Source organism: Fuscovulum sp., assembly GCA_035192965.1.
In the GTDB taxonomy this organism is placed as follows: Bacteria; Pseudomonadota; Alphaproteobacteria; order Rhodobacterales; family Rhodobacteraceae; genus Paragemmobacter.
Map to the genome: position 1 here is coordinate 3,180,627 of CP136571.1, position 21,830 is coordinate 3,202,456.

Consider the following 21,830-nt stretch of genomic DNA (forward strand, 5'->3'; position numbering starts at 1 on the left):
TGCAATGTGTGGGGGGCAACCGCCCCCCGCGCGCCCCCCTGACAGGCCTTGCACCCTGCCCCTGCCCCGCATAAGAAGCGCGCGGAAATCGGGCCTTGCGGGGGAAACCATGCCGCTTCTCGTGATGAAATTCGGCGGCACCTCGGTGGCCGACCTCGCGCGCATCGAAAACGCTGCGAAAAAGGTCGAGAAAGAGGTCGCCCGCGGCTATGACGTCATTGTCATCGTCTCGGCCATGTCGGGCGAGACGAACCGCCTTGTCGGCTATGTCGAAGGCACGTCCAAACTTTACGACGCCCGCGAATATGATGCTGTCGTTGCCAGCGGCGAAAATGTCACCGCCGGGCTGATGGCCCTGCGGCTTCAGGAAATGGGTATCCCCGCGCGGTCCTGGCAGGGTTGGCAGGTGCCGATCCAGACCACCGCGCAGCATGGGTCGGCCCGCTTCGTGGACATCCCCCGCGCCAATATCGACGCGAAGTTCGCCGAAGGCTTCAAAGTGGCCGTCGTAGCGGGCTTTCAGGGCGTCTCGGCAGAAGGCCGCGTCACCACCTTGGGCCGGGGCGGCAGCGACACCACCGCCGTCGCCTTCGCCGCCGCTTTCGGGGCAGAACGCTGCGACATCTACACCGATGTCGACGGCGTCTACACCACCGACCCCCGCGTCAGCAGCAAGGCCCGCAAGCTCGACAAGATCGCCTTCGAGGAAATGCTGGAATTGGCCTCGCTCGGGGCCAAGGTGCTGCAAACCCGCTCTGTCGAATTGGCGATGCGCTACAAGGTGCGCCTGCGCGTGCTGTCATCCTTTGAAGATACCGACGAGACCTCGGGAACCCTGGTCTGCGACGAGGAGGAAATCATGGAATCGAAAGTCGTCTCTGGCGTCGCCTTTTCCCGCGAAGAGGCAAAGATCACCCTCTTCACCATCGAAGACCGCCCCGGCGTGGCCAGCGCCATCTTCGGCCCGCTGGCCGATGCAGGCGTGAACGTCGACATGATCGTTCAGAACATCAGCGAAAAGGATTATGACGACGCCCATCCCGGCGCTGTCACTGACATGACCTTTTCCTGCCCGATCAATCAGGTGGACCGCGCCAAAAAGGCGATGGAAGACGCCAAGGCCGAAGGCAAGATCAACTATGACGAATTGATCGTCGATACCGACGTGGCAAAGGTCTCGGTCGTGGGCATCGGGATGCGCTCGCACACAGGCGTTGCCGCCCGCATGTTCGCGGCCCTCTCGGCCGAGAATATCAACATCAAGGTGATCTCCACCTCCGAGATCAAGATCTCAGTCCTGATCGACCGCAAATACATGGAACTTGCCGTGCAGGCCCTGCACGACGTGTTCGAACTCGACAAAGGTTAAAACCGGGGGCTCAAACCCGGCTGAAACGGACAAGGACTCGCCTCTTTTTCAGGCGTCTCACCCCGGCCTGACACACCCGCATGACCCTCCCCCCGGCCCGCACCGCCGGGGGGTTTCCATTTCCCCCGGCCCTGTGCTCTATAAGGGGCAAGAGGGACACCCCGTGATGCCAGAACGGACCGAAAGCGAAAGCCGCAAACTCCTGCGCCGGTTGCGCGACACGCTTGCCACCACCGGCGGCGGGCAGGACAGGCTGGACCGCATCACCCATCTGATCGCGGATTCCATCGGCACAGAGGTCTGCTCAATCTACCTTTTCCGCGATCCCGAAACGCTGGAGCTTTGCGCTACCGAAGGGCTGAAGAAAGAGGCCGTCCACCAGACCCGCATGAAGCTGGGCGAAGGGCTGGTCGGTCGCGTCGCCCGCAACGGTTTGCCCATCAACACCGCCAATGCCCCGTCTGAGAAGGGCTTCCGCTACATGCCCGAAACGGGCGAGGAACTGTATTCCTCTTTCCTCGGCGTGCCGATCCAAAGGGTGGGTGAAAAGCTGGGCGTTCTGGTCGTGCAATCCAAGACCGCGCGCGAGTTTTCCGAGGATGAGATCTACGCCCTCGAAGTCGTGGCCATGGTGTTGGCCGAAATGACCGAGCTTGGCGTCTTCAACGGCGATGTCGACGGGATGCGCGCCCTGCACAAGCAATCGGTGATGATCCGGGGCGGCACCGGGCAGGAAGGCGCGGCGGAAGGCCGCGTATGGCTGCACGAACCCCGCGTCGTGGTCACCAACCCTGTGGCCGATGACCCGCTGACCGAGATTGACCGCATCCGCGAAGCGGTGGGCAAACTGCGCGTATCGGTGGATGACCTGCTCTCCGCAGAAAGCCTCGACAAGGATCAGAAGGCGGTTCTGGAAGCCTATCGCATGTTCGCCAATTCGCGCGGCTGGCTCAAGCGGATGGAAGATGACATCGCGCGCGGCCTGTCCGCCGAGGCGGCGGTGGAAAAGGAACAATCCGCCACCCGCGCCCGTCTGGAACAGGTGCCCGATGCCTATCTGCGCGAACGCCTGCACGATCTGGATGACCTCTCTAACCGCCTTTTGCGCATTCTGACTGGTCAAGGCGCGGACACCGGCGCAGAGATGCCCGACAACCCGGTTCTGGTGGCCCGCAACATCGGCCCGGCGGAACTGCTGGAATATGGCCGCAAGCTGAAGGGCGTGGTGCTGGAGGAAGGCTCCGTTGGTTCCCACGCCGCCATCGTGGCGCGGGCGCTGGCCATCCCGCTCGTGATCCATGCCGGAAGGATCGTGACAGAGGCGCTCAATGGCGACCAGATCCTTGTCGATGGCGATCAGGGTATTGTGCATTTGCGCCCCGAGGAAACCGTCGCCCGCGCCTTCCGCGACAAGATCGCCATGCAGGCCGCCGCCCAGCAGCGCTATGCCTCGCTGCGTGGGCTGCCGGCCCTGTCGACCTGCGGCACGGTCACCACGCTGATGATGAATGCGGGCCTCATGGCCGATCTGCCCAGCCTGGATGGATCAGGGGCCGAAGGCGTGGGCCTGTTCCGCACCGAACTGCAATTCCTAGTCCGCAACAAGATGCCCCAGCGCGCCGAACTGGCCGCCCTCTATGCCCGCGTCATGGATGCCGCGCATGGCAAGCGGGTGGCCTTCCGTACGCTGGATATCGGGTCCGACAAGGTGCTTCCCTATATGAAGCCGCAGGATGAACCCAACCCTGCGATGGGCTGGCGCGCCATCCGCGTGGGGCTGGACAAGCCGGGCGTCCTGCGGATGCAGTTGCAGGCCTTGATCCGCGCGTCCAAAGGCCGCCCGCTGACAGTAATGTTCCCTTTCATCACCGAACTGTCGGAATTCCAGACCGCCCGCGCGCAGGTGCTTAACGAATTGCACCGAGAACGCAGCCTGGGCCATCCCGTGCCGCAGCGGGTGGAAATCGGCGCGATGCTGGAAACCCCAAGCCTCGCCTACGCGCCCCGCGCGTTTTTCGAGCTGACGGATTTTGTGTCGATCGGCGGCAATGACCTGAAACAGTTCTTCTTCGCCGCCGACCGCGAAAACGAACGCGTCCGCCGCCGCTACGACACGCTCAACGTGTCGTTCCTGCAGTTCCTGACCCATATCATCGCGCGTTGCGCGGAAACCGGCACGCCGCTTTCCTTCTGCGGCGAAGATGCCGGCCGCCCGGTGGAAGCGCTGGCCTTCGCCGCCCTTGGCCTGCGCGCCCTGTCGATGCGCCCTGCCTCCATCGGGCCGGTCAAGGCGCTGCTCAGACGGGTGGACCTGACCGAGGCACGCGCTGTGATCGACTGCGCCATTGCCGACGGGGCCGAAAGCGTGCGCCCGGCGCTGATGGACTGGCTGTCAAACCGGCCGGAATGAGGGTGAGAAAGCAAGGGGGCGTTCCGCCCCCTCTTGGCGCGTTCCGCGCCAATTCACCCCCTGAGGATATTTGGACAGAGAAGAATTCCAAAGGCGCGCAGGGCAGTCAGGCTTTCGTCACCTTGGGCGGTGTCACCGCATCGGCAAAGGCCGACAGGATCGGCTCCGCGCCGTGCTGTTCCGCCAGACGCAGCAGGGCAAAGCGGATCTCAGCCATTTCGCGGTAATAGCGCAGGAAGGCCGCGTTCAACGTTGCCCCCGCCACTGCGCCCAGCACCGGCACCGCCTGCGTGGCCAGCTTCTGCCCCAGCGCGGCAGCAAGACGCGGTGCCACGCTGCGCGCGACCTGCGCGATGGCCGGTCCCGTCACCGTCAGCCGCGCCGACAGGAAAGACGTATTCACCCCGTCATCAGATGCCATCGGACTGCCGGCCGAGAACACCCGCAAACATTCCGCCCGGATCGCCGGATCGTCCGGATCATACCCCGCCTCTCGCGCGGCGCGGCGAATGGCGTGCAGGATCACCGTGATGGTCACAGGCAGTTCCGCCACCGATGTGGCCAGCCCCCCCGCGCCGCCCACAGCACCCGTCAGCATCGCCGCCGCCATCGGCCCCTGCCGTCCCAGATCAGGCGCACGGTCGCCGGCCCCGGCCATGCCATGCGCAGCCAGCAGCGCGCGTTCGGTCACCGCAGCAATCTGCGCGCGCACCCCTTCGGGCAGCGCCCCCAGCTTGTCCTCCAGCGACCCGCCCAACTTGTTGACCAGTGTCATCACCGGCCCGTTGGCGCGGCGGTAACGGCGTGCCAGCGCCTTGATCTCGGCACTGCGGTCAGGGGCGGCAATCGCGGGCAGGTTTTCCATGCTGTGAATGTGGGGCTGCACGCGCCCCACCGCAAGCCTCAGGTCGCCTTCGTCACCGCACCTGTCACACCGTCCCAGGCCCCGATCTTCAGCGCAAAGCCCAGCACCCGGTCAGGGTTGGTGGGGGGCGGCATCTCCACCCCGTCCAGCTTGGAAAACCCGAAGCGCGAATAATAGGGCGCATCGCCCACCAGCATCACCCGCTCCCAGCCCAGACGCCGCGCTTCGGCCAGGCTTTCGTTGATCAAAAGCCCCCCCAGCCCCTCGCCCTGCCGGGTGGGGTGCACCGCCACCGGACCCAGCAAAAGCGCATCCTGCCCCCCCACCTCGATCGGCCAATAGCGGATCGCAGCCGCCATGATGCCATCCCCATCGCGCAGGGTCAGGCACAGCGCCGCCACGGTGGGCACGCCATCGCGCAAACGGTACGAAGAAAGCGCCGTCCGCCCCGGCGAAAAGCACAGGTCATACAGCGCCTCCACCTCCCACCAGTCGGCTTCGGTTTCCTCTTCCAGACGGTACAAGCGGGCGCCTCCGAATCTGCTGGAAACGCGCCTAACATGCGAATACGTCAGGATCAAATCACCACGACCGGGAAGCGCCGCGCCATGTTCTACCGCCCCGCCCAAGGCCATGGCCTGCCGCACAATCCCTTCAACGCCATCGTGACACCCCGTCCCATCGGCTGGATCTCCACACGCGGGTCGAAAGGCGACAATCTCGCCCCCTATTCCTTCTTCAACGCCGCCGCCTACAGCCCGCCGCAGGTGACCTTTGCCTCGACCGGGGTAAAGGATTCGCTCACCAACATCCGCGACACCCGCGTCTTTGCTGTGAATGTGGTGGCCGAGGCGATGTTTCACGCCATGTCCGCCACATCCGCCGACCTGCCGCCCGAGGTGGACGAATTCGTTCATGCAGGGGTGGCCAAGGCGGAATGCGCCACCATCCCCTGCCCTCGCGTGGCAGATGCCCCCGCCACGCTGGAATGCGAGTTGATCGACATCATCGCCCTGCGCGGACGCGACAATTTCCTGATCTTGGGCGAGGTGACAGGCATCCACCTGCGCGACGATTGCCTCGTCGATGGCCGCTTCGATGTGACCCGCTTCCACCCTGTCGCCCGGCTGGGCTATCGCGACTACAGCGTCGTGCGCGATCTGGTGGAACTCCGCCGCCCTGACGAAGGTTAACCTCGGCCTGCATTCCGGCTTGGCTTTCCAACCGTCCCGGCTAACTCTGTGCCATACCGGAGGGGCCATGCTCATCGTATCTGCATCCGCACGCAAGGCCGCCGCAATCCTTGCCCTGATCGCCTGGACAGGCCTTGTCCTGCAGGTGGCAGGGGTCTTGCCGCGCAGCGCATCGCTGATTTGGGCCGTCTGGACGATGCTGCGCTTCTTCACCATCACCACAAATCTTCTGCTTGCCGTGGTGATGACGGGCATTGCCCTTGGCCGACCAGCCTTTGGGTCGCCGCGCCTGTTGGGTGGGGTGACGCTGGCTTTGGTTTTTGTTGGCGTTGTCAACGTGACCCTGCTGCACGGATGGTTGAACCTCGGCCGCAGTGACCTGATCGCTGATCTCTTGCTGCATTATGTAACACCGGTCGCGATGCTGGCCTTCTGGCTGCTGTTGCGCCCACGCGGTGCGCTGCAGTACCGAGATCCTGTCCTGTGGTCGCTCTATCCGCTCGCCTATGCAGTCTATGCCATCGCGCGGGGCGCGGTGGATGGAGTTTATCCCTACCCCTTCCTCGATATCGCCCAGATCGGCGCGGGGCGGACGGGTGCAAACCTCGGCCTCCTCTGGCTCAGCTTCGTGCTTGTCGGGGCGCTGATGGTCTGGCTTGATCGGCGCGGAACGCCCTTGCTCCGTCCCTGAACCACTCCCCCCTTCCCCACTCTACCGCCACCGCTTAAGCTGCGCTGCGGCAACAGGCGGGGACATCCATGCAAACCATGATCGGCGTCATCGGCGGCTCCGGGGTCTATCAGATCGACGGTCTGGAAGGCGCAAGCTGGGTCAAGGTCAAATCCCCTTGGGGCAAACCCTCGGATGAGGTTCTGGTCGGCCGTTTGGGCGGCCTCCCCATCGCATTCCTGCCCCGCCATGGGCGCGGCCATGTCCATGCGCCCAGTGACGTGCCTTACCGTGCGAATATCGATGCGCTCAAACGGCTGGGCTGTACCGATCTCATCGCCGTCTCGGCCGTGGGGTCCCTGCGCGAAGATTACCGCCCCGGCGATTTCGTCATCGTGGATCAATATATCGACCGCACCTTCGCCCGCCCCAAATCCTTCTTCGGCGCGGGCTGCGTGGCCCATGTGGGTTTTTCCCACCCCACCTGCCCCCGCCTGTCGGCCCATTGCGCCCAGGCCGCGCGTCAGGCTGGCGTGACCGTGCATCAGGGGGCCACCTACATCGCCATGGAAGGCCCGCAATTTTCGACTCTGGCCGAATCCCGCCTCTACCGCTCATGGGGCGCGGATGTCATCGGCATGACCGGCATGCCCGAGGCCAAACTCGCGCGCGAGGCGGAACTGTGCTACGCCTCCGTCGCCATGGTCACCGATTACGATTGCTGGCATCCCGGCCATGATGCGGTGGATGTGGCCGCCGTCATCCGCACACTCACCGCCAATGCGGGCAATGCCCGCGCGCTGGTGGCAGCTCTGCCCGCTCTCCTGGGCCCCGACCGTGCGCCTTGCCCGCATGGCTGCGACCGCGCGCTCGACATGGCCTTGATGACCGCGCCCGACAAACGCGATCCCGACCTGCTGGCGATGCTCGATGCCGTCGCAGGCCGCGTCCTGAACGTCTGATCGCGCGCCGACTTCACCACTGGTTAACCGTACAGAGTGCGCAATCCACGCCCGTAGGGGCGCATCCGGCCCCCGGTCATCCGTGGAGCCAAGCGACCGATGTTCACCCCCCATATCCGCTTCCTGCAAACCCGTCTCGCAGCCCTTGGTCACTACACAGGCGCGATCGACGGCCAGCGCGGCCCGCTGACCGACGCCGCCGTCCTCAAGGCGCTGCCCCTCCTCGGCCAACCGCTCCCGCCAGATTGGCAAAGCTGGACAGCCAAACGTCAGGCCACCGCCGCGCTGCAAATGATAGCGCGGGCCGATGGCCTTAACCCCGGTGCGATAGATGGCTGGTGGGGCCCGCAGACCGATTACGCCGTCACCTCCCTGATGACGCGCGCCACAACGGGCCGCCTGCCTGATTGGCGCGACATCCGCCCCGGCACAGCGAACCCAAACGGCTGGCCGACCGAATCCGCCGTCACCGCCTTTTACGGCCCCCACGGCACGCCCGAAGGCCACCGTCCGCCCCTGGTCAAGGTGCCCTCCCCCTGGACGTTCCGCATCGCCTGGAACCTGTCCCAGACCCGCAGCTTCCTCTGGGCCCACGAAAAGACCGCCGCCAGCCTGACCCGCATCCTCGCGCGCATCCACCAACACTATGGTGAGGCACAGATACGCGACCTCCGGCTGGATATCTTTTCCGGCGATTACGACCCCCGCCTGATGCGCGGCAGCCTGTCGAAATGGTCCATGCACGCCTGGGGCATCGCCTATGATTTCGACGACACCGAAAACCGCCTGAACTGGGGGGCCGACCGCGCCCGCCTCGCCCGCCCCGAATACCGCCCCTTCTGGGAGATATGGGAGGCCGAAGGCTGGGTCTCGCTCGGCCGCGCGAAAAACTACGACTGGATGCACGTCCAAGCCGCGCGCCCGGATTGACCCCCGCACCCATCCAACCCAGTCCCGTTTATACTGGCTCAGATACTCAATCCCATGTCCACACGATCCGCCGGCATCAGGGGATAGCTGAAGGGGGGGCCGCTTGCGCTCAGCAAGCACCGCCCCCTCGACGCCCCCGCCCCGGGGCGTTAGACCAAGGCGAACAGCATTCCGGCAGGGCCAGCGCATGACCAAAACCGTCAAGGACTACATCCGCACCATCGTCGACTTCCCGCATGAAGGGATCCTCTTCCGCGACGTGACCACCCTCTTTGCCGATCCACGCGGCTTTCGCATGTGCGTCGACCAGCTCCTCGCCCCCTATGCAGGCCTCAGGATAGACAAAGTCGCCGGGCTCGAAGCGCGCGGCTTCATCCTCGGCGGCGCGGTTGCACATCAGCTTTCCACCGGCTTCATCCCGATCCGCAAGAAAGGCAAACTCCCCGGCGCCACGATCAGCGAAAGCTACACCCTCGAATACGGCGAAGCCGTGGTCGAGGTGCATGACGATGCCATGCAGCCGGGCGAAAAGGTGCTTCTCGTCGATGACCTTCTGGCCACCGGCGGCACCGCCGAGGCAGGCATCCGCCTGATCGAACGGCTGGGCGCGCAGGTCGTCGGCTGCGCCTTCGTGGTGGACCTGCCCGATCTGGGCGGTCGCAAACGGCTCGAGGCGATGGGAATGGAAGTCCACGCCCTCTGCGCCTTTGAAGGTCTGTAATGCGGCGGATCACGCTAACCCTTCCTTAACCTCCAGCGCCTAGAACCGATTCTGTCGGGGCAACCCACCCCGGCGCTGCTTGCAAAGACCACACACCCCACCCCACCCCGCCGGTTCACCCCGGCGGGGTTTCTTCTTGGTCATTGTCCCGTTACTTCGGGCGGGCTAAGTCCGGATCATGACACCGCTTTCCGAACTTTTCCGCACCTTCGGCCATATCGGCCTGATGTCCTTTGGCGGTCCTGCCGCCCAGATCGCGCTCATGCACCGCGTTCTGGTCGATGAAAAACGCTGGCTCACGGAAAAGGAATACCTTTCCGCCCTCTCCTTCTGCATGCTCCTGCCGGGGCCCGAGGCGATGCAGCTTGCCACATGGTCCGGCTGGCGGCTGCGCGGCACGCTGGGCGGGCTGATCGCGGGCGGCCTCTTCGTTGCCCCCGGTGCGCTGGTCGTCCTCGCCCTCGCCGCGCTTTACGCGGCCTATGGCACCGTTCCCCTGATGCAGGCGCTGTTCATGGGCGTGCAGGCCGCCGTCGCCGTGATCGTGATCGAGGCGCTTCTGCGCGTGTCGAAACGCGCGCTCAAGGGGCGCGCCGCGCTGATCGTGGCGGTGCTCGCCTTCCTCGCCCTCTTCCTCGCCAATGCGCCCTTCCCCTTGGTCATTCTTGCCGCTGGTCTCTGGGGCTGGATCAACGCCCGCGGCACAACCGCCTCAACCGACCCGCTGCCCACCGCCCCACAGGCCACCGGCACCGTTCAAACCCTCGCCCTCTGGCTGGCAATCTGGCTCACGCCAATCGCAACGCTCTGGGTCATGGATGCGGGCCTGCTGGCCGAGATCGGCCTCTTCTTCTCCAAACTCGCGATCCTCACCTTCGGCGGTGCCTATGCGGTGCTGGCCTGGATGGCGCAGGCCGTGGTCGAAGACAAAGGCTGGCTCACCCTGCGTGAGATGATGGATGGCCTCGGTCTTGCCGAAACCACCCCCGGCCCGCTGATCCTTGTGACCGAATTCGTAGGATACCTTGCCGGCCACCGTCAGGGCGGCTGGACCATGGGCGTTGCCGCCGCTGCCGTCACGCTCTGGGCGACCTTCGTGCCCAGTTTCATGATGATCTTCGCAGGCGCGCCCTGGATCGCCCGCATCACCGCCGAACCACGCCTTGCCGGCGCATTGTCCGGCATCATGGCCGCCGTTGTGGGCGTGATCGCCAACCTGTCGGTCTGGTTTGCTGCGCATGTCTTTTTCGGCACCGTTGGGCGCACTACGTTTGGCCCGCTCGACCTGCTTACCCCCGATCCGGGCAGTTTCCGCCCCGCGATGGCCGCTCTGGCGCTGGTGGCGGGCTGGCTCCTCCTGCGCCGCCATATGCCCCTTCCCCTTGTCCTCGGGCTGGCCGCGCTTGGCGGCCTGGGCCTGCAAGCCGCCGGATTGCTCATCCCGGTGGCGTCTTGACGCAAACCACCCGCCGTAAGGATCGGCCCCCTTCCCTTCTGGGCCGAATCCCCCGTAAATGAACCCAGGCAGCGGAAAGGACAGCGCATGGCTCGTTCCATCGACTACGGCAATCTGATGCATCGGGCGATGCGCGGGTTGATCCAGAATGTCCTGCAAGATGTTGCCCGCGACGGCCTGCCCGGCGCGCATCACTTCTTCATCACCTTCGACACCACCCATCCCGATGTCGCCATCGCGGACTGGCTTCGCGCCCGCTATCCGGCCGAGATGACGGTGGTCATCCAGCACTGGTTCGAAAACCTGATCGTCACGGATGAGGGCTTTTCCGTCACGCTGAACTTCGGCAATCAGCCCGAACCGCTGGTCATCCCATTCGATTCCGTCCGCACCTTCGTGGATCCCTCCGTAGAATTCGGCCTGCGCTTCGAAACCCATAGCGATGATGACGAAGAAGATGACAGCGAAGACAGCGACGATGACGGCGACGATGATCCCCCGCCCCAGCAGGACGCGCAGATCGTCAGCCTCGACAAGTTCCGCAAGCACTGACCCTTTTGGCACGGCAGGCCCGCGCCGAAAGATCAGCCAAATGCACGGTATGCGACGGTATGCCGATTGATTTTGCCCCACCCTGCCGCTAATCCGGCATCAGCGAAATCAGGAGACTTGGCCCATGTCCGCGACCCGTACCGAGACCGACAGCTTCGGCCCGCTTGAGGTTCCCGCCAACAAGTACTGGGGCGCACAGACCCAGCGGTCGATCATCAATTTCCCCATCGGCTGGGAACGCCAGCCGGTCGCCATCATCCGCGCTCTGGGCGTCATCAAGAAGGCCTGCGCCTTGGTCAACATCGATCAGGGTGACATTACACCGGAACTGGGCAACGCCATCGCCGCCGCCGCGCAAGAGGTGATCGAAGGCAAATTCGACGACAACTTCCCCCTCGTTGTCTGGCAAACCGGTTCCGGCACCCAGTCCAACATGAACGCCAACGAAGTGATCTCGAACCGCGCCATCGAAATGCTGGGTGGCGTGATGGGCACCAAAAAGCCCGTCCACCCGAACGACCACGTCAACATGGGGCAAAGCTCCAACGATACTTTCCCAACCGCAATGCACGTCGCCATCGGCATGATGGCGCGCGATGTGCTGCTGCCGGGTCTGGAAAAACTTCACGCCGCGCTCGCCGCGAAATCCGAAGAATTCAAGGATATCATCAAGATCGGCCGCACCCATACGCAGGATGCTACGCCCCTCACGCTCGGGCAGGAATTCGGTGGCTATGCCAAGCAGGTTGAAAAGGGCATCGCCCGCGTGAAATCCTGCCTGCCCGATATCTATGAACTGGCCCAGGGCGGCACTGCCGTCGGCACCGGTCTGAACACCCGCGTCGGCTGGGACACCCGCGTCGCCGCGCGCATTGCCGAGATCACTGACCTGCCCTTCGTCACCGCCCCGAACAAGTTCGAAGCGCTCGCCGCCCATGACGCCATGGTCATGTTCTCCGGCGCGCTGAAGACGGTCGCCGCCTCCCTGTTCAAGATCGCCAACGACCTGCGCCTTCTCGGCTCCGGCCCCCGCTCCGGCCTGGGCGAGTTGATCCTGCCCGAAAACGAACCCGGCTCCTCCATCATGCCCGGCAAGGTGAACCCGACTCAGGCCGAGGCGCTGACAATGGTCTGCGCCCATGTCATGGGCAATGATGCGGCCGTGGGTTTCGCAGGCTCACAGGGGCATTTTGAACTGAACGTCTACAACCCCATGATGTCCTACAACGTCCTGCAATCCATGCAGCTTCTGGGCGACGCGGCCGGCAGCTTCACCGACAACATGGTCGTGGGCACGCAGGCCAACATCCCGCGCATCGACAAGCTGATGAAGGAATCGCTGATGCTGGTCACGGCACTTGCCCCCACCATCGGCTATGACAACGCCACCAAGGTCGCCAAGACCGCCCACAAGAACGGCACCACCCTGAAGGAAGAGGCGATCGCGCTGGGCTTCGTCGATGCCGAAACCTTCGACCGCGTGGTCCGCCCCGAAGACATGATCGGACCGAAAGGCTGATGGCCGAAATCGTCAACCTGCGCGCAAAACGGAAAGAGGCGGCCCGCAAGGCCGCCCGCACGCAGGCTGACGCCAATGCCGCCAAGTTCGGCCAGACAAGGGCCGAACGCGATCTGGGTCAGGCGCGGGCGGAAAAAGCCGCCCGCGACCTTGACGCCCACCGCAAGGATGACACCCCGGGCAAGGACGGCATATGACCGCCCGCCCCGTCAAACACTCCCTCACCCTGCGCGGCCACCGTACCAGCGTGTCGCTGGAGGCTGAATTCTGGCAGGCTTTCCGCGACATCGCGACCGAGCGTGGGGTCACGCTGAACCAGCTTGCCATCGCAGTGGACGAAAGCCGCAACGGTGATGTCGGCCTTGCTTCCGCGATCCGGGTCTTCGTGCTGAACCGCTATCGCGGTTAACCGGGCGTTTACGGGTCTGAGGCAAAATGCCGGTATGAACCGCAATCTTTTGCCCTACACGACCGAAGGATGGATATCCCACCTCTTCAATTCACAGGCCGCACGAGATGGCGGCGTGATCCGCCGACAGGTGCGCGACGTGGAACGCTATGTTGGCAGGGATGTCTTTCTGGCCGAAATTCGCCGCCGCGGCTTCACAGTTCTCGAAAATGCAGGCCAGTTCATCATCATCTGCAACCAAGAACCCATCCGTCGCGTGGTTTGACGATTTCTGCACGCAGAAATCGCAGCGGAATTTGACGCAAATTCCGCCTGGCAAACCGATTGCTGCTCACACGATTTCTGCGTGCAGAAATCGACGCGAAATCTGCGTCAGATTTCGCCTCACCGACGGGTAACCCGCAGCCAAACCCCGTCCCGCGCCCGCACTGTCAGATGCGCCACAGGTACCGGCACCCGCCCTTCCACCACCTCGAACCGGAAGGCCCGCACCAGTTGCGCCAGCAGCAGCACCCCCTCCACCATAGCGAACCCCGCGCCCGTGCAGACCCTCGGCCCGCTGGAGAACGGCAGCCACCCATCCCGCGCCGCAACCTTCGTTTCTTCCCGCGCCCAACGATCCGGGTCGAACTCATCCGGCGTGTCCCAGATCCGCTCATGCCGCCCCAAATGCCAGGGCGACAACACCACCTGTGCGCCCGGCGCCACCGCCCGCCCCCGAAACTCTTCCGGGCAGGTCGTCTCGCGCACCATCATTGGCACCGGCGGGAACAACCGCAGCACCTCGCGGAACACGTCGCGCGTGAACCGCAACCGCGCCACGGCGCCGAAATCGTTCTCCAGCCCCGCCACCTCAGCCGCCACCCGATCCTGCACGTCCGGGTTCGCCGCCAAGAGCCACAGCGCCCAGCCCAAAGCGCTCGCACTGGTCTCATGGCCGGCCAAAAAGAAGATCGCCACCTGATCGACCATCTCTTCGGTGCCGAACCGCTCTCCGGTCACCGGGTCCACAGTCACCATGATCTTTGTGGCCAGGTCGTCGGGTGCCGTCCCTGCCGCAATCTCCCCTGCCCGCCGCTCGGTCATCCGCGTGATCAGCCGCCGGATCTCGGCCGCAGCCCGCATCGTGCGGCCCTTGTGCAGGCGCGGCATCCAGCGCGGCAACGGCACAAAGGCCGCAAGGTTCAGAATCGGCTGGGTGCGTTGATAGGCGCGAAAGGCGTGAAACACCGCCGTCGCATCCCGGTCTTCGATCGGCAGCGAAAACAGCGTCCGAAAGATCACATCCGCCGCCGCATGGCTGGCAAATTCCTCCACCTCCACCACACCCGTACCCATCCGCGCTACCGCCGCCTCCCCCGCCGCCCACATGGCAGGGAACGTGTCCTTCAACCGCCCCCCTTCAAAGGCCGGGTCAATGATCCGGCGCTGGCGCTTCCACATCTCGCCATTGGTGACGAAAACCGACTGCCCCAAAAGCGGCGCCAACCCCTCTCGGATGCGGTCGGATTTCGGAAAATCATCCGGCCGCTCCTGCAACACCCGCCGCACCAGCGCGGGATCATTGCACATGTAACTGCGAAAGAACGGCGTGCGGAACTCGGCCATCCAGGCGCGATACAGCCGCGCAGGCTGCGCCGACAGAATATCCTCTCTAAACAGCCGCAGGTATCGCCACAGCGACACACGGTCCGGTCTCGGCTCTGGCTTTGGGGCCTTCATGCCATGCTCCGATGGCCCGACATCGCCCGCTCGATCCGGCTTTTCGAAGGCGCCCGCCCGGCATAGCGCGCGCGCAGCGTCAAAGGCCCCGCCGTGATGCGGAAATAGTCGTATTCCCCCGGCCGATCAAAGGCGCACATGTACTGGAAATGCAGCCGGAACCAGCGGAACCGCATCCTCCGCCACCGCTCGGGGCTGAAGGTCTGGGTAAAGGCGCAGGAAATCACCAAAGGCCAGCGCTTGCCCTCTGGCGCAACCCCGCTCACCGCCACCGGATCACATAGGGCAAAGGCGCAGCCATCCCCCGGCGCGGTCACATCGACCCAGGTCACTTCTTCCCGTGTCGATAGAAAGGCCAAATCGGCGCGCAGCCGTTTCGCCTCGGGCAGGAAAGACACCATCGGCACCACCTGCCCCAAGGTCAGAAAGGACAGAACCGGTCCCCGCGCAGGCACCCCCGCCCGGATTAGATCGGCCAGAATCGATACACCGAGGATCGCGCCCGAAGAATGGCCCACCACCAGCACCTCATCCCCCTCCTCCTCCAGCGCCGCGCGGATACGGGCAGCAAACACCGCCAACCGCGCCTCCAGCACCGACGGATAGGCCCCCCAAAGGCCCGCAGAAAACGCGTAGTCGTGCATCAGGTAATAGGCCAGAAACCGGCGATCCAGCCGCTGGAACAGCCGCAGCATGGCCCAGGCCAGCGCCAACCCTGCCACCCAGCCCCCTGCCACGCCCACCCAGCCCGGCAGCAGCATCGCCACCCCTTGCCCGATCCCCCATCCCGAAAGCCCTGCCAGCACCGCCTGCAAGGTCAGCATCACCACCGGATACAGCGCCGCCAGCGTCGGCCCCTTGCGCAAACGCCCCAACCGGAACAGCGCGCCCGACGCCACATAGATCCAAGCCGTTCGCAGCATCTGCCCATAGGTTGCCGGGATTGTCCGCCGCATCGACCCGCCAATGATATCGGCCCAGGCCAGCACCTCGACATCTGCCGTGACGCCTTCTCCATCGATCTGCGCACGCACCGACCAGCCATGCGCAGCATCTTCGCGCTTGCGCCCGATCTCCAGCGCATAGCCGGATATCGCCGCCTGCGCCGGGCCTTCCGTACGATAGAACTGCCGATAGCGCCGGGTTTGCAAAGGATCGAAACCGGGAATGTAGAACACGCGCCGCCGGCGCACCTGCCCCGTATCCCTCGCCGTCAGCCCCGCCATTTTACACCCCGCACCCGTTACGCCGGCACTATGCCGCGTCGAATGCCTCAGCCCAAGAGGGGAATGCCGAACCGGTCAAAGGTTTCCAGCAGCCACCAGCTGAAATCGGTGAAAGCCCCGGTCAGCAGCGCCAGACCCACCACCACCAGCAGCGCGCCCATGGCCCGCTCGATCCACTTCATATAGGGCTTCAGCCGCTGCATCAGCCCCATCGCCCGTTCGATGAACAGCGCGGCCAGCAGAAACGGCAGCCCAAGCCCCACCGCATACACGCCCAGCAGCACGGTGCCCCGCTGCACCGATCCCTCCTGCGCGGCCAGCGAAAGGATCGTGCCCAGCTGCGGCCCGATGCAGGGTGTCCAGCCAAAGGCAAAGGCCAGGCCAAGCACATAGGCCCCAAAGGCCGATCCGCCCCGATCCCCCGCATCCAGCCGTGCCTCGCGGTCCAGCAAGCTGATCCGGAACACACCCAAGAAATGCAGCCCGAACACCAGAACCACCGCCCCGGCAATCTGCGCGAAAATCTCCTGATTGGTCAGAAAGAACGCCCCAAAGGCACTGGCCGTGAACCCCAGCAAAAGGAACACCGTCGACAGGCCCAGCACGAAGAACAGCGCCGGAAGCATCACCCGCCGCCGCGCTGCCGCCGCGCCACCGGTCATCTCGCTCATGCTGATCCCGCCCATATAGGCCAGATAGGGCGGCACGATGGGCAACACGCAGGGGCTGAGGAACGACAGAACCCCCGCCGTCAGCGCCACCAGCATGGCAGGCAGCAATCCCGCATCTATGATGTCAAACCCGAACATGCGCCCGTGATACCCGCTTCACAGCGCCCCGTCACCACGCCCGTTTGTCACATTGCCGTGGCCCTGCTGCAACGCTTGCGCTATCTCCCCGCCATGACACAGGATTGGGACATCGAGATTGACTGTGAAGGGCTGCTCTGCCCCCTTCCCGTGCTGCGCGCGCGCAAGCGGCTGATCACGATGCAACCCGGTCAAATCCTGCGCCTGCGCGCCACCGACCGCATGGCCGCAATCGACCTGCCGCATTTCTGCACCCAGTCCGGGCATGGCTTCCTTGACGCCACCCCGCTGCCAAACGGTGTCACCGCCTATCGCATCCGTCGCGGCTGACCACGCCTGTCGCCAAAGCAAACGGGCCGGGGAATAACCCCGGCCCGCGCAAAAACATCAGAAACCCCTCAGCGGCCCAGCGACCACCAGCCCTTTTTCCGGGGCTTGTTCGGGTCATCCTTGGCCTCGGGCGCTGCGGGGGCAGCAGGTGCCGCAATCGCCGCCACCTCAGCCTCGCCCGGATCGGGAACCAGCGCTTCCTGCTGCACCGGTGCGGTGCCCGGATCAGCCGGGAACACCTCGGCCACTGGCGCGGCCTTGGCCTTCGTCCCTGCCTTCGCAGCCGGGGCCGCCTTGGGCTTGGCCGTCGCGGCGGCAGAGGTGCTGCGCGTGCGGGGTGCTGCGGGCTTCTTGGCCTTGGGCTTCTCTTCCTCAGACGGCGCATCGGCCACGGCCTCGGCCACCGGGGCCTCTGCCGAATCCTTCGGCGCATCCTTGGCAGCCGCCGGCTTCTTCGCCCGCGACGGAGAGGTTCCCACCCGCGACCGCGTCACTTTCGGCTTCGGTCCCGCTTCGGCAACCACAGCCTCGACATCCGCCTCAACCACCGGCGCAGACACCGGTTCCGCCACAGCAGCCGGGGTGTCGTTCACGGCCTCATCGGCCGCGTCGTCATCCTCGTCCTCGTCGTCGCCGTCATCCTCGCCATCGGCTGCCTCGAACTCACCATTCGTGGCATTGGCCCCTGTGCCGGACCCGCCCTTCTTGCGCCGACGCCGGCGCCGCTTCTTCTTGGGCGCACCGTCGCCGCGCGGCTCACCGCGCCCGTCCGCCTTGCCCTCGGCCACAGCCTCTTCCGCTGCCTCCTCGGCCTCGTCCAGCTCTTCGTCCAGCGGCAGATCTTCGTCTTCATCCTCATCGACAGGCGCGCCCATCAACCCGGCATGGCCCGAAATCACCGACGAAATCTCCGGCACCACACGGGTGGCCGTCTTGAACTTCTCGATCACGAAATCCGGGCTCACCAGCATCGGATCGCCCTCGATCCGCACGCTCATGCCATAACGCGCCTCGATCAGCGCAATATGCTCGCGCTTCTGGTTGATCAGGAAATTCACGATCCCCACAGGCGCCTTCAGCAGCACCTCCTTCGACCGCTTCCGCGTTCCCTCTTCCTCAAGCGCCCGCAGGATCTGCAAACCAAGGCTGTCATCCGACCGGATCAACCCGGTTCCATGGCAATGCGAACAGGGCTGCGTGGTGGATTCCAGCATCCCCGGACGCAACCGCTGACGGCTCATTTCCAGCAGACCGAACCCGGAAATTCGGCCGACCTGAATCCGCGCCCGATCCGTTTTCAGCTTTTCTTTCAAACGCTTCTCGACGGCAGCGTTGTTCTTCCGCTCTTCCATGTCGATAAAGTCGATGACGATCAGCCCGGCCAGATCGCGCAGCCGCAACTGGCGCGAAATCTCTTCCGCCGCCTCGATATTCGTCTTCAGCGCCGTGTCCTCGATGGACCCTTCCCGCGTCGACCGGCCCGAGTTCACGTCGATCGATACCAGCGCTTCCGTGATCCCGATCACGATATACCCGCCGGATTTCAGCTGCACCGTCGGGTTGAACATCCCGCTCAGATAGCTTTCCACCTGGAACCGGGCGAACAGCGGCATCTGTTCGTCATAGCGCTTCACCATCTTGGCATGGCTGGGCATGATCATGCGCATGAAGTCCTTGGCGGTGCGATAGCCGGCCTCGCCTTCAACCAGAACCTCGTCGATCTCGCGGGAATAAAGGTCCCGGATCGACCGCTTGATCAGATCGCCTTCCTCATAGATCGCCGCAGGCGCGATGGATTTCAGCGTCAATTCGCGGACCTGTTCCCACAGCCGCATCAGATATTCATAATCGCGCTTGATCTCGGGCTTCGTGCGCTTGGCACCCGCTGTCCGGATGATCAGGCCGGCACCTTCTGGCACCTCAATCTCGCCCGCGATTTCCTTCAGCTTCTTGCGATCCGCCGCGACGGTGATCTTACGGGAAATCCCGCCGCCCCGCGCCGTGTTGGGCATCAGCACGCAATAGCGGCCAGCCAGCGACAGATAGGTGGTCAGTGCTGCACCCTTGTTGCCGCGTTCTTCCTTCACGACCTGAACCAGCATGATCTGCCGGACCTTGATCACTTCCTGAATCTTGTAACGGCGCGGGCGCGGCTTGCGCGGCGCGCTGATTTCCTCGGCCACGTCCTCTTCGGCCACCGACTCGATCTCGTCATCGGTGTCGCTGGCATGGTCCATGGCGCGATAGGTGCGCGCGCCATTGTCATCACCATTCTCGCCCGAATGATCATGTGCATGATCATGCGAATGTTCCGAATGTTGGGCCGTTGTCGGGGCAGCGGTTTCGGCCAGCATCGTGCCGCCGTCGCCGTCTTCCCCGTCCTCATCCAGATCAACAACATCCATGCCGCCGATCTCGGAGACTTTCACCGAGTCGGGCTTGGATGCTTCGGGGCGCGGGCGCGGCTTGGGGCGCGACCGGCGGTTGTCTTCCTCGTCCTGCGCCCGGTTATAGGCGCGTTCCTCATCCAGCAGCGCCTTACGGTCTGCGACGGGGATCTGGTAATAATCCGGGTGGATTTCGGCAAATGCCAGAAATCCATGGCGGTTCCCGCCGTAATCCACAAAGGCCGCCTGCAACGAAGGTTCGACCCGCGTCACCTTTGCAAGGTAGATATTCCCCGCAAGCTGACGCTTGTTCAGGGTTTCAAAGTCAAATTCTTCGACCTTGTTTCCATCCACCACCACAACGCGGGTCTCTTCCGCATGGGTGGCGTCGATAAGCATTTTCTTTGCCATGATGTCCTGATGCGCCCCGGCGCGGCCGATCCGGCCCAGAGCATGCTCCGGGATCTGGGTCAGACGGGACAGGACGGCTTGTCTGGGCAAGACGGCGCGGGGCGAAAAGCCGGGCCATGCCCTGTGGGCATCCCTCGGTTCTCGTCATCAAATTCGCGCGCGTCATCGCGGTTCTCTTCCGGGCACCTCGCGGCACCCACCTGATTAAGCCCGCTGCGTCGAAAGACATGACGGGCAAATTGACGACCTCTCGGCCGATCCGACTGCCACCCGGCACGGCAGCGCTAACAGGCACCGGCGATAGGGGCAGAGAATTCCACGGCAGGGCAAACCCCGCTTGCTGTGACCCTAGGGGCAAAGCAGCGGAAAACACAATGGGTGAATTTCACACAGGGCGCAGACTGAACATCTGGGGTTGCCAACAGAAATAATTACTCAACCGAAAGTTAACCTTAATGCGATACCAGCGTGCGCTGCGTGCATACAGTTTGCTGCACAGCACGCTGCACCACGCGCTGCACAGCCATTTTCGGTTTTTCCCAATGATTAAAGCGGCTTCAGGTATACTCGGCCCGGCTCAGGCCATACTTCGCCATCTTCTCGTTCAACGTCCGCCGCGGCAGGCACAGCTCATCCATCACCGCGACGATGCTGCCCTTGTGGCGCCGCATCGTATTGTCGATCAGCATCTTCTCAAAGCTTTCGACGTATTCTTTCAACGGCTTGCCTTCCGTCGTCATGGCAGGCCCCGTTGCCTCGTTGTCGGCCATCAGAAGGCTCGCAATCGACCCCGATCCCCGCCGGTTCTGCAACACCGCCCGCTCGGCAATATTGACCAACTGACGCACATTTCCCGGCCATGGCGCCTGCAACAGTTGCGCCGCCTCCTGCGCCGTCACCTGCGGCGCATCACAGCCATATTCCTCGGAAAACTGCTCTGACATCCGGGTGAACAGCGTCAGGATATCCTCGCCCCGCACCCTAAGGGGTGGGCAAAGGATCGTCATTGCCCCCAACCGGTAGTAGAGGTCCGACCGCAGCAGATCCTCCAGCGTCTTGTCCGGCGCATGTTCGTTGCAGATCGCGATGATGCGGGTTTCGGGCGGCGTGCCCTGATCGTTGATCACCGTCAACAGCCGCGCCTGCAACGGCTGGCTCAGCGCTTCCACATCCTCAAGGCACAGCGTCCCACCCCGCGCCTCTTCCACAAGCGGGATCTGCCCATCCTCGCTGGGCCCGAACAGCTTGGCTGCCAATTGATCCTCGGACCAGGCCGCACAAGAGATGGTCACGAATTTCTTCGATCCGCGCGGCCCAACGGCATGCAGCGCATGCGCCACCAGCGTCTTGCCCGTGCCGGTTTCCCCGTCGATCAGAACATGGCTATCTGCCTGACCCAGATCAAGAATATCCTCGCGCAGCCGCTCCATGACCGGGCTTGATCCGATCAGCTTCTTCATCAGGATCGACCCGTCCGACAGCTCTTTGCGCAGCGCCCGATTGTCCAGCGTCATGCGCCGCGCCTGCGTCGCGCGCTTGGCCAGTTCCGTCATCCGGTCCGGATTGAAGGGCTTTTCCAGAAAATCATAGGCCCCGACCCGCATCGCTTCCACTGCCATCGGCACATCGCCATGCCCGGTGATCATGATGACCGGCAGGCCGGAATCCATGCCCATCAGCCGTTTCAGGAACGCCATCCCATCCATGCCCGGCATCTTGATATCGCTGACCACGACGCCGGGAAATTCCGGCCCGATGCCGCGCAGCGCATCTTCGGCGCTCGCGTAAGTCTCTGTATCAAAACCCGAAAGCGCCAGCCACTGGCTGATGGATTGCCGCATGTCCGCTTCGTCATCGACGATCGCCACTTTCATTGCCCGCGCCATGCC

General features: G+C 64.2%; 21 protein-coding genes. 14 read left to right on the top strand and 7 right to left on the bottom strand.

The window, feature by feature from the left end; genetic code table 11:
- Positions 1-109 precede the first annotated feature (109 nt).
- Together RSE12_15555 and ptsP are read left to right on the top strand one after the other, a co-directional pair.
- Positions 110-1,369: an aspartate kinase gene (locus tag RSE12_15555; protein WRH61773.1), complete on the top strand. Its 1,260-nt coding sequence runs from the start codon at positions 110-112 to the stop codon at positions 1,367-1,369.
- 166 nt (positions 1,370-1,535) lie between these two features.
- Positions 1,536-3,779, top strand: a complete 2,244-nt coding sequence (gene ptsP, locus RSE12_15560) for a phosphoenolpyruvate--protein phosphotransferase (GenBank protein WRH61774.1) — start codon at positions 1,536-1,538, stop codon at positions 3,777-3,779.
- Between the two features lie 106 nt (positions 3,780-3,885).
- Here ptsP and RSE12_15565 read toward each other — a convergent pair whose 3' ends face one another.
- Positions 3,886-4,644, bottom strand: coding sequence for an EcsC family protein (locus RSE12_15565; GenBank protein WRH61775.1), 759 nt, complete (start codon positions 4,642-4,644; stop codon positions 3,886-3,888).
- Positions 4,645-4,682: 38 nt separating this feature from the next.
- Positions 4,683-5,168 carry an N-acetyltransferase gene (locus tag RSE12_15570; protein ID WRH61776.1) on the bottom strand — a complete coding sequence of 162 codons (486 nt, stop codon included), beginning with the start codon at positions 5,166-5,168 and terminating at the stop codon, positions 4,683-4,685.
- 84 nt (positions 5,169-5,252) lie between these two features.
- Between RSE12_15570 and RSE12_15575 the strand changes: the two genes are divergently transcribed.
- The 11 genes from RSE12_15575 (at position 5,253) to RSE12_15625 (ending at position 13,321) form a co-directional block, all read left to right on the top strand.
- The gene (locus tag RSE12_15575; GenBank protein WRH64840.1) at positions 5,253-5,837 is read left to right on the top strand and encodes a flavin reductase family protein; all 585 of its coding nucleotides are present in this window, start codon (positions 5,253-5,255) and stop codon (positions 5,835-5,837) included.
- A gap of 67 nt (positions 5,838-5,904) precedes the next feature.
- Positions 5,905-6,528, top strand: coding sequence for a Pr6Pr family membrane protein (locus RSE12_15580; GenBank protein WRH61777.1), 624 nt, complete (start codon positions 5,905-5,907; stop codon positions 6,526-6,528).
- 68 nt (positions 6,529-6,596) lie between these two features.
- On the top strand, positions 6,597-7,469 hold the full coding sequence (locus tag RSE12_15585; GenBank protein ID WRH61778.1) for an S-methyl-5'-thioadenosine phosphorylase: 873 nt from the start codon (positions 6,597-6,599) through the stop codon (positions 7,467-7,469).
- 99 nt (positions 7,470-7,568) lie between these two features.
- Positions 7,569-8,399, top strand: a complete 831-nt coding sequence (locus RSE12_15590) for a M15 family metallopeptidase (protein WRH61779.1) — start codon at positions 7,569-7,571, stop codon at positions 8,397-8,399.
- A 187-nt stretch (positions 8,400-8,586) separates the two neighbouring features.
- Positions 8,587-9,120: an adenine phosphoribosyltransferase gene (locus tag RSE12_15595; protein WRH61780.1), complete on the top strand. Its 534-nt coding sequence runs from the start codon at positions 8,587-8,589 to the stop codon at positions 9,118-9,120.
- Positions 9,121-9,298: 178 nt separating this feature from the next.
- The gene (gene chrA, locus RSE12_15600) at positions 9,299-10,576 is read left to right on the top strand and encodes a chromate efflux transporter (protein WRH61781.1); all 1,278 of its coding nucleotides are present in this window, start codon (positions 9,299-9,301) and stop codon (positions 10,574-10,576) included.
- An 87-nt stretch (positions 10,577-10,663) separates the two neighbouring features.
- The gene (locus tag RSE12_15605) at positions 10,664-11,128 is read left to right on the top strand and encodes a ClpXP protease specificity-enhancing factor SspB (protein ID WRH61782.1); all 465 of its coding nucleotides are present in this window, start codon (positions 10,664-10,666) and stop codon (positions 11,126-11,128) included.
- A 124-nt stretch (positions 11,129-11,252) separates the two neighbouring features.
- Positions 11,253-12,647: a class II fumarate hydratase gene (gene fumC, locus RSE12_15610; protein WRH61783.1), complete on the top strand. Its 1,395-nt coding sequence runs from the start codon at positions 11,253-11,255 to the stop codon at positions 12,645-12,647.
- A complete protein-coding gene (locus tag RSE12_15615) occupies positions 12,647-12,844 on the top strand; it encodes a DUF4169 family protein (GenBank protein ID WRH61784.1) in 198 nt (65 codons plus the stop codon). The genes fumC and RSE12_15615 overlap by 1 nt, the downstream gene beginning before the upstream one ends.
- Positions 12,841-13,056: a ribbon-helix-helix domain-containing protein gene (locus RSE12_15620; GenBank protein ID WRH61785.1), complete on the top strand. Its 216-nt coding sequence runs from the start codon at positions 12,841-12,843 to the stop codon at positions 13,054-13,056. Before RSE12_15615 ends, RSE12_15620 begins: the two co-directional genes overlap by 4 nt.
- A 34-nt stretch (positions 13,057-13,090) precedes the next feature.
- On the top strand, positions 13,091-13,321 hold the full coding sequence (locus RSE12_15625) for an N-(5'-phosphoribosyl)anthranilate isomerase (GenBank protein ID WRH61786.1): 231 nt from the start codon (positions 13,091-13,093) through the stop codon (positions 13,319-13,321).
- A 119-nt stretch (positions 13,322-13,440) separates the two neighbouring features.
- Here RSE12_15625 and RSE12_15630 read toward each other — a convergent pair whose 3' ends face one another.
- From RSE12_15630 to RSE12_15640, 3 genes are read right to left on the bottom strand one after another with little or no spacing between them, the layout of a single operon-like run.
- A complete protein-coding gene (locus RSE12_15630; GenBank protein ID WRH61787.1) occupies positions 13,441-14,778 on the bottom strand; it encodes a cytochrome P450 in 1,338 nt (445 codons plus the stop codon).
- Positions 14,775-16,004, bottom strand: coding sequence for a hypothetical protein (locus tag RSE12_15635; GenBank protein WRH61788.1), 1,230 nt, complete (start codon positions 16,002-16,004; stop codon positions 14,775-14,777). Before RSE12_15635 ends, RSE12_15630 begins: the two co-directional genes overlap by 4 nt.
- 47 nt (positions 16,005-16,051) lie before the next feature.
- Entirely contained in the window at positions 16,052-16,813 is a 762-nt protein-coding gene (locus RSE12_15640; protein ID WRH61789.1) for a cytochrome c biogenesis protein CcdA, read from the bottom strand.
- Positions 16,814-16,906: 93 nt separating this feature from the next.
- Between RSE12_15640 and RSE12_15645 the strand changes: the two genes are divergently transcribed.
- Complete coding sequence (locus RSE12_15645; GenBank protein ID WRH61790.1) at positions 16,907-17,143, top strand: sulfurtransferase TusA family protein; 237 nt, start codon at positions 16,907-16,909, stop codon at positions 17,141-17,143.
- A gap of 68 nt (positions 17,144-17,211) precedes the next feature.
- Here RSE12_15645 and RSE12_15650 read toward each other — a convergent pair whose 3' ends face one another.
- Together RSE12_15650 and RSE12_15655 are read right to left on the bottom strand one after the other, a co-directional pair.
- Complete coding sequence (locus RSE12_15650; GenBank protein ID WRH64841.1) at positions 17,212-19,941, bottom strand: ribonuclease E/G; 2,730 nt, start codon at positions 19,939-19,941, stop codon at positions 17,212-17,214.
- A gap of 557 nt (positions 19,942-20,498) precedes the next feature.
- Positions 20,499-21,827 (bottom strand): sigma-54 dependent transcriptional regulator, encoded by a 1,329-nt coding sequence (locus RSE12_15655; protein WRH61791.1) that lies wholly within the window; start codon positions 21,825-21,827, stop codon positions 20,499-20,501.
- Between the last annotated feature and the right edge of the window lie 3 nt (positions 21,828-21,830).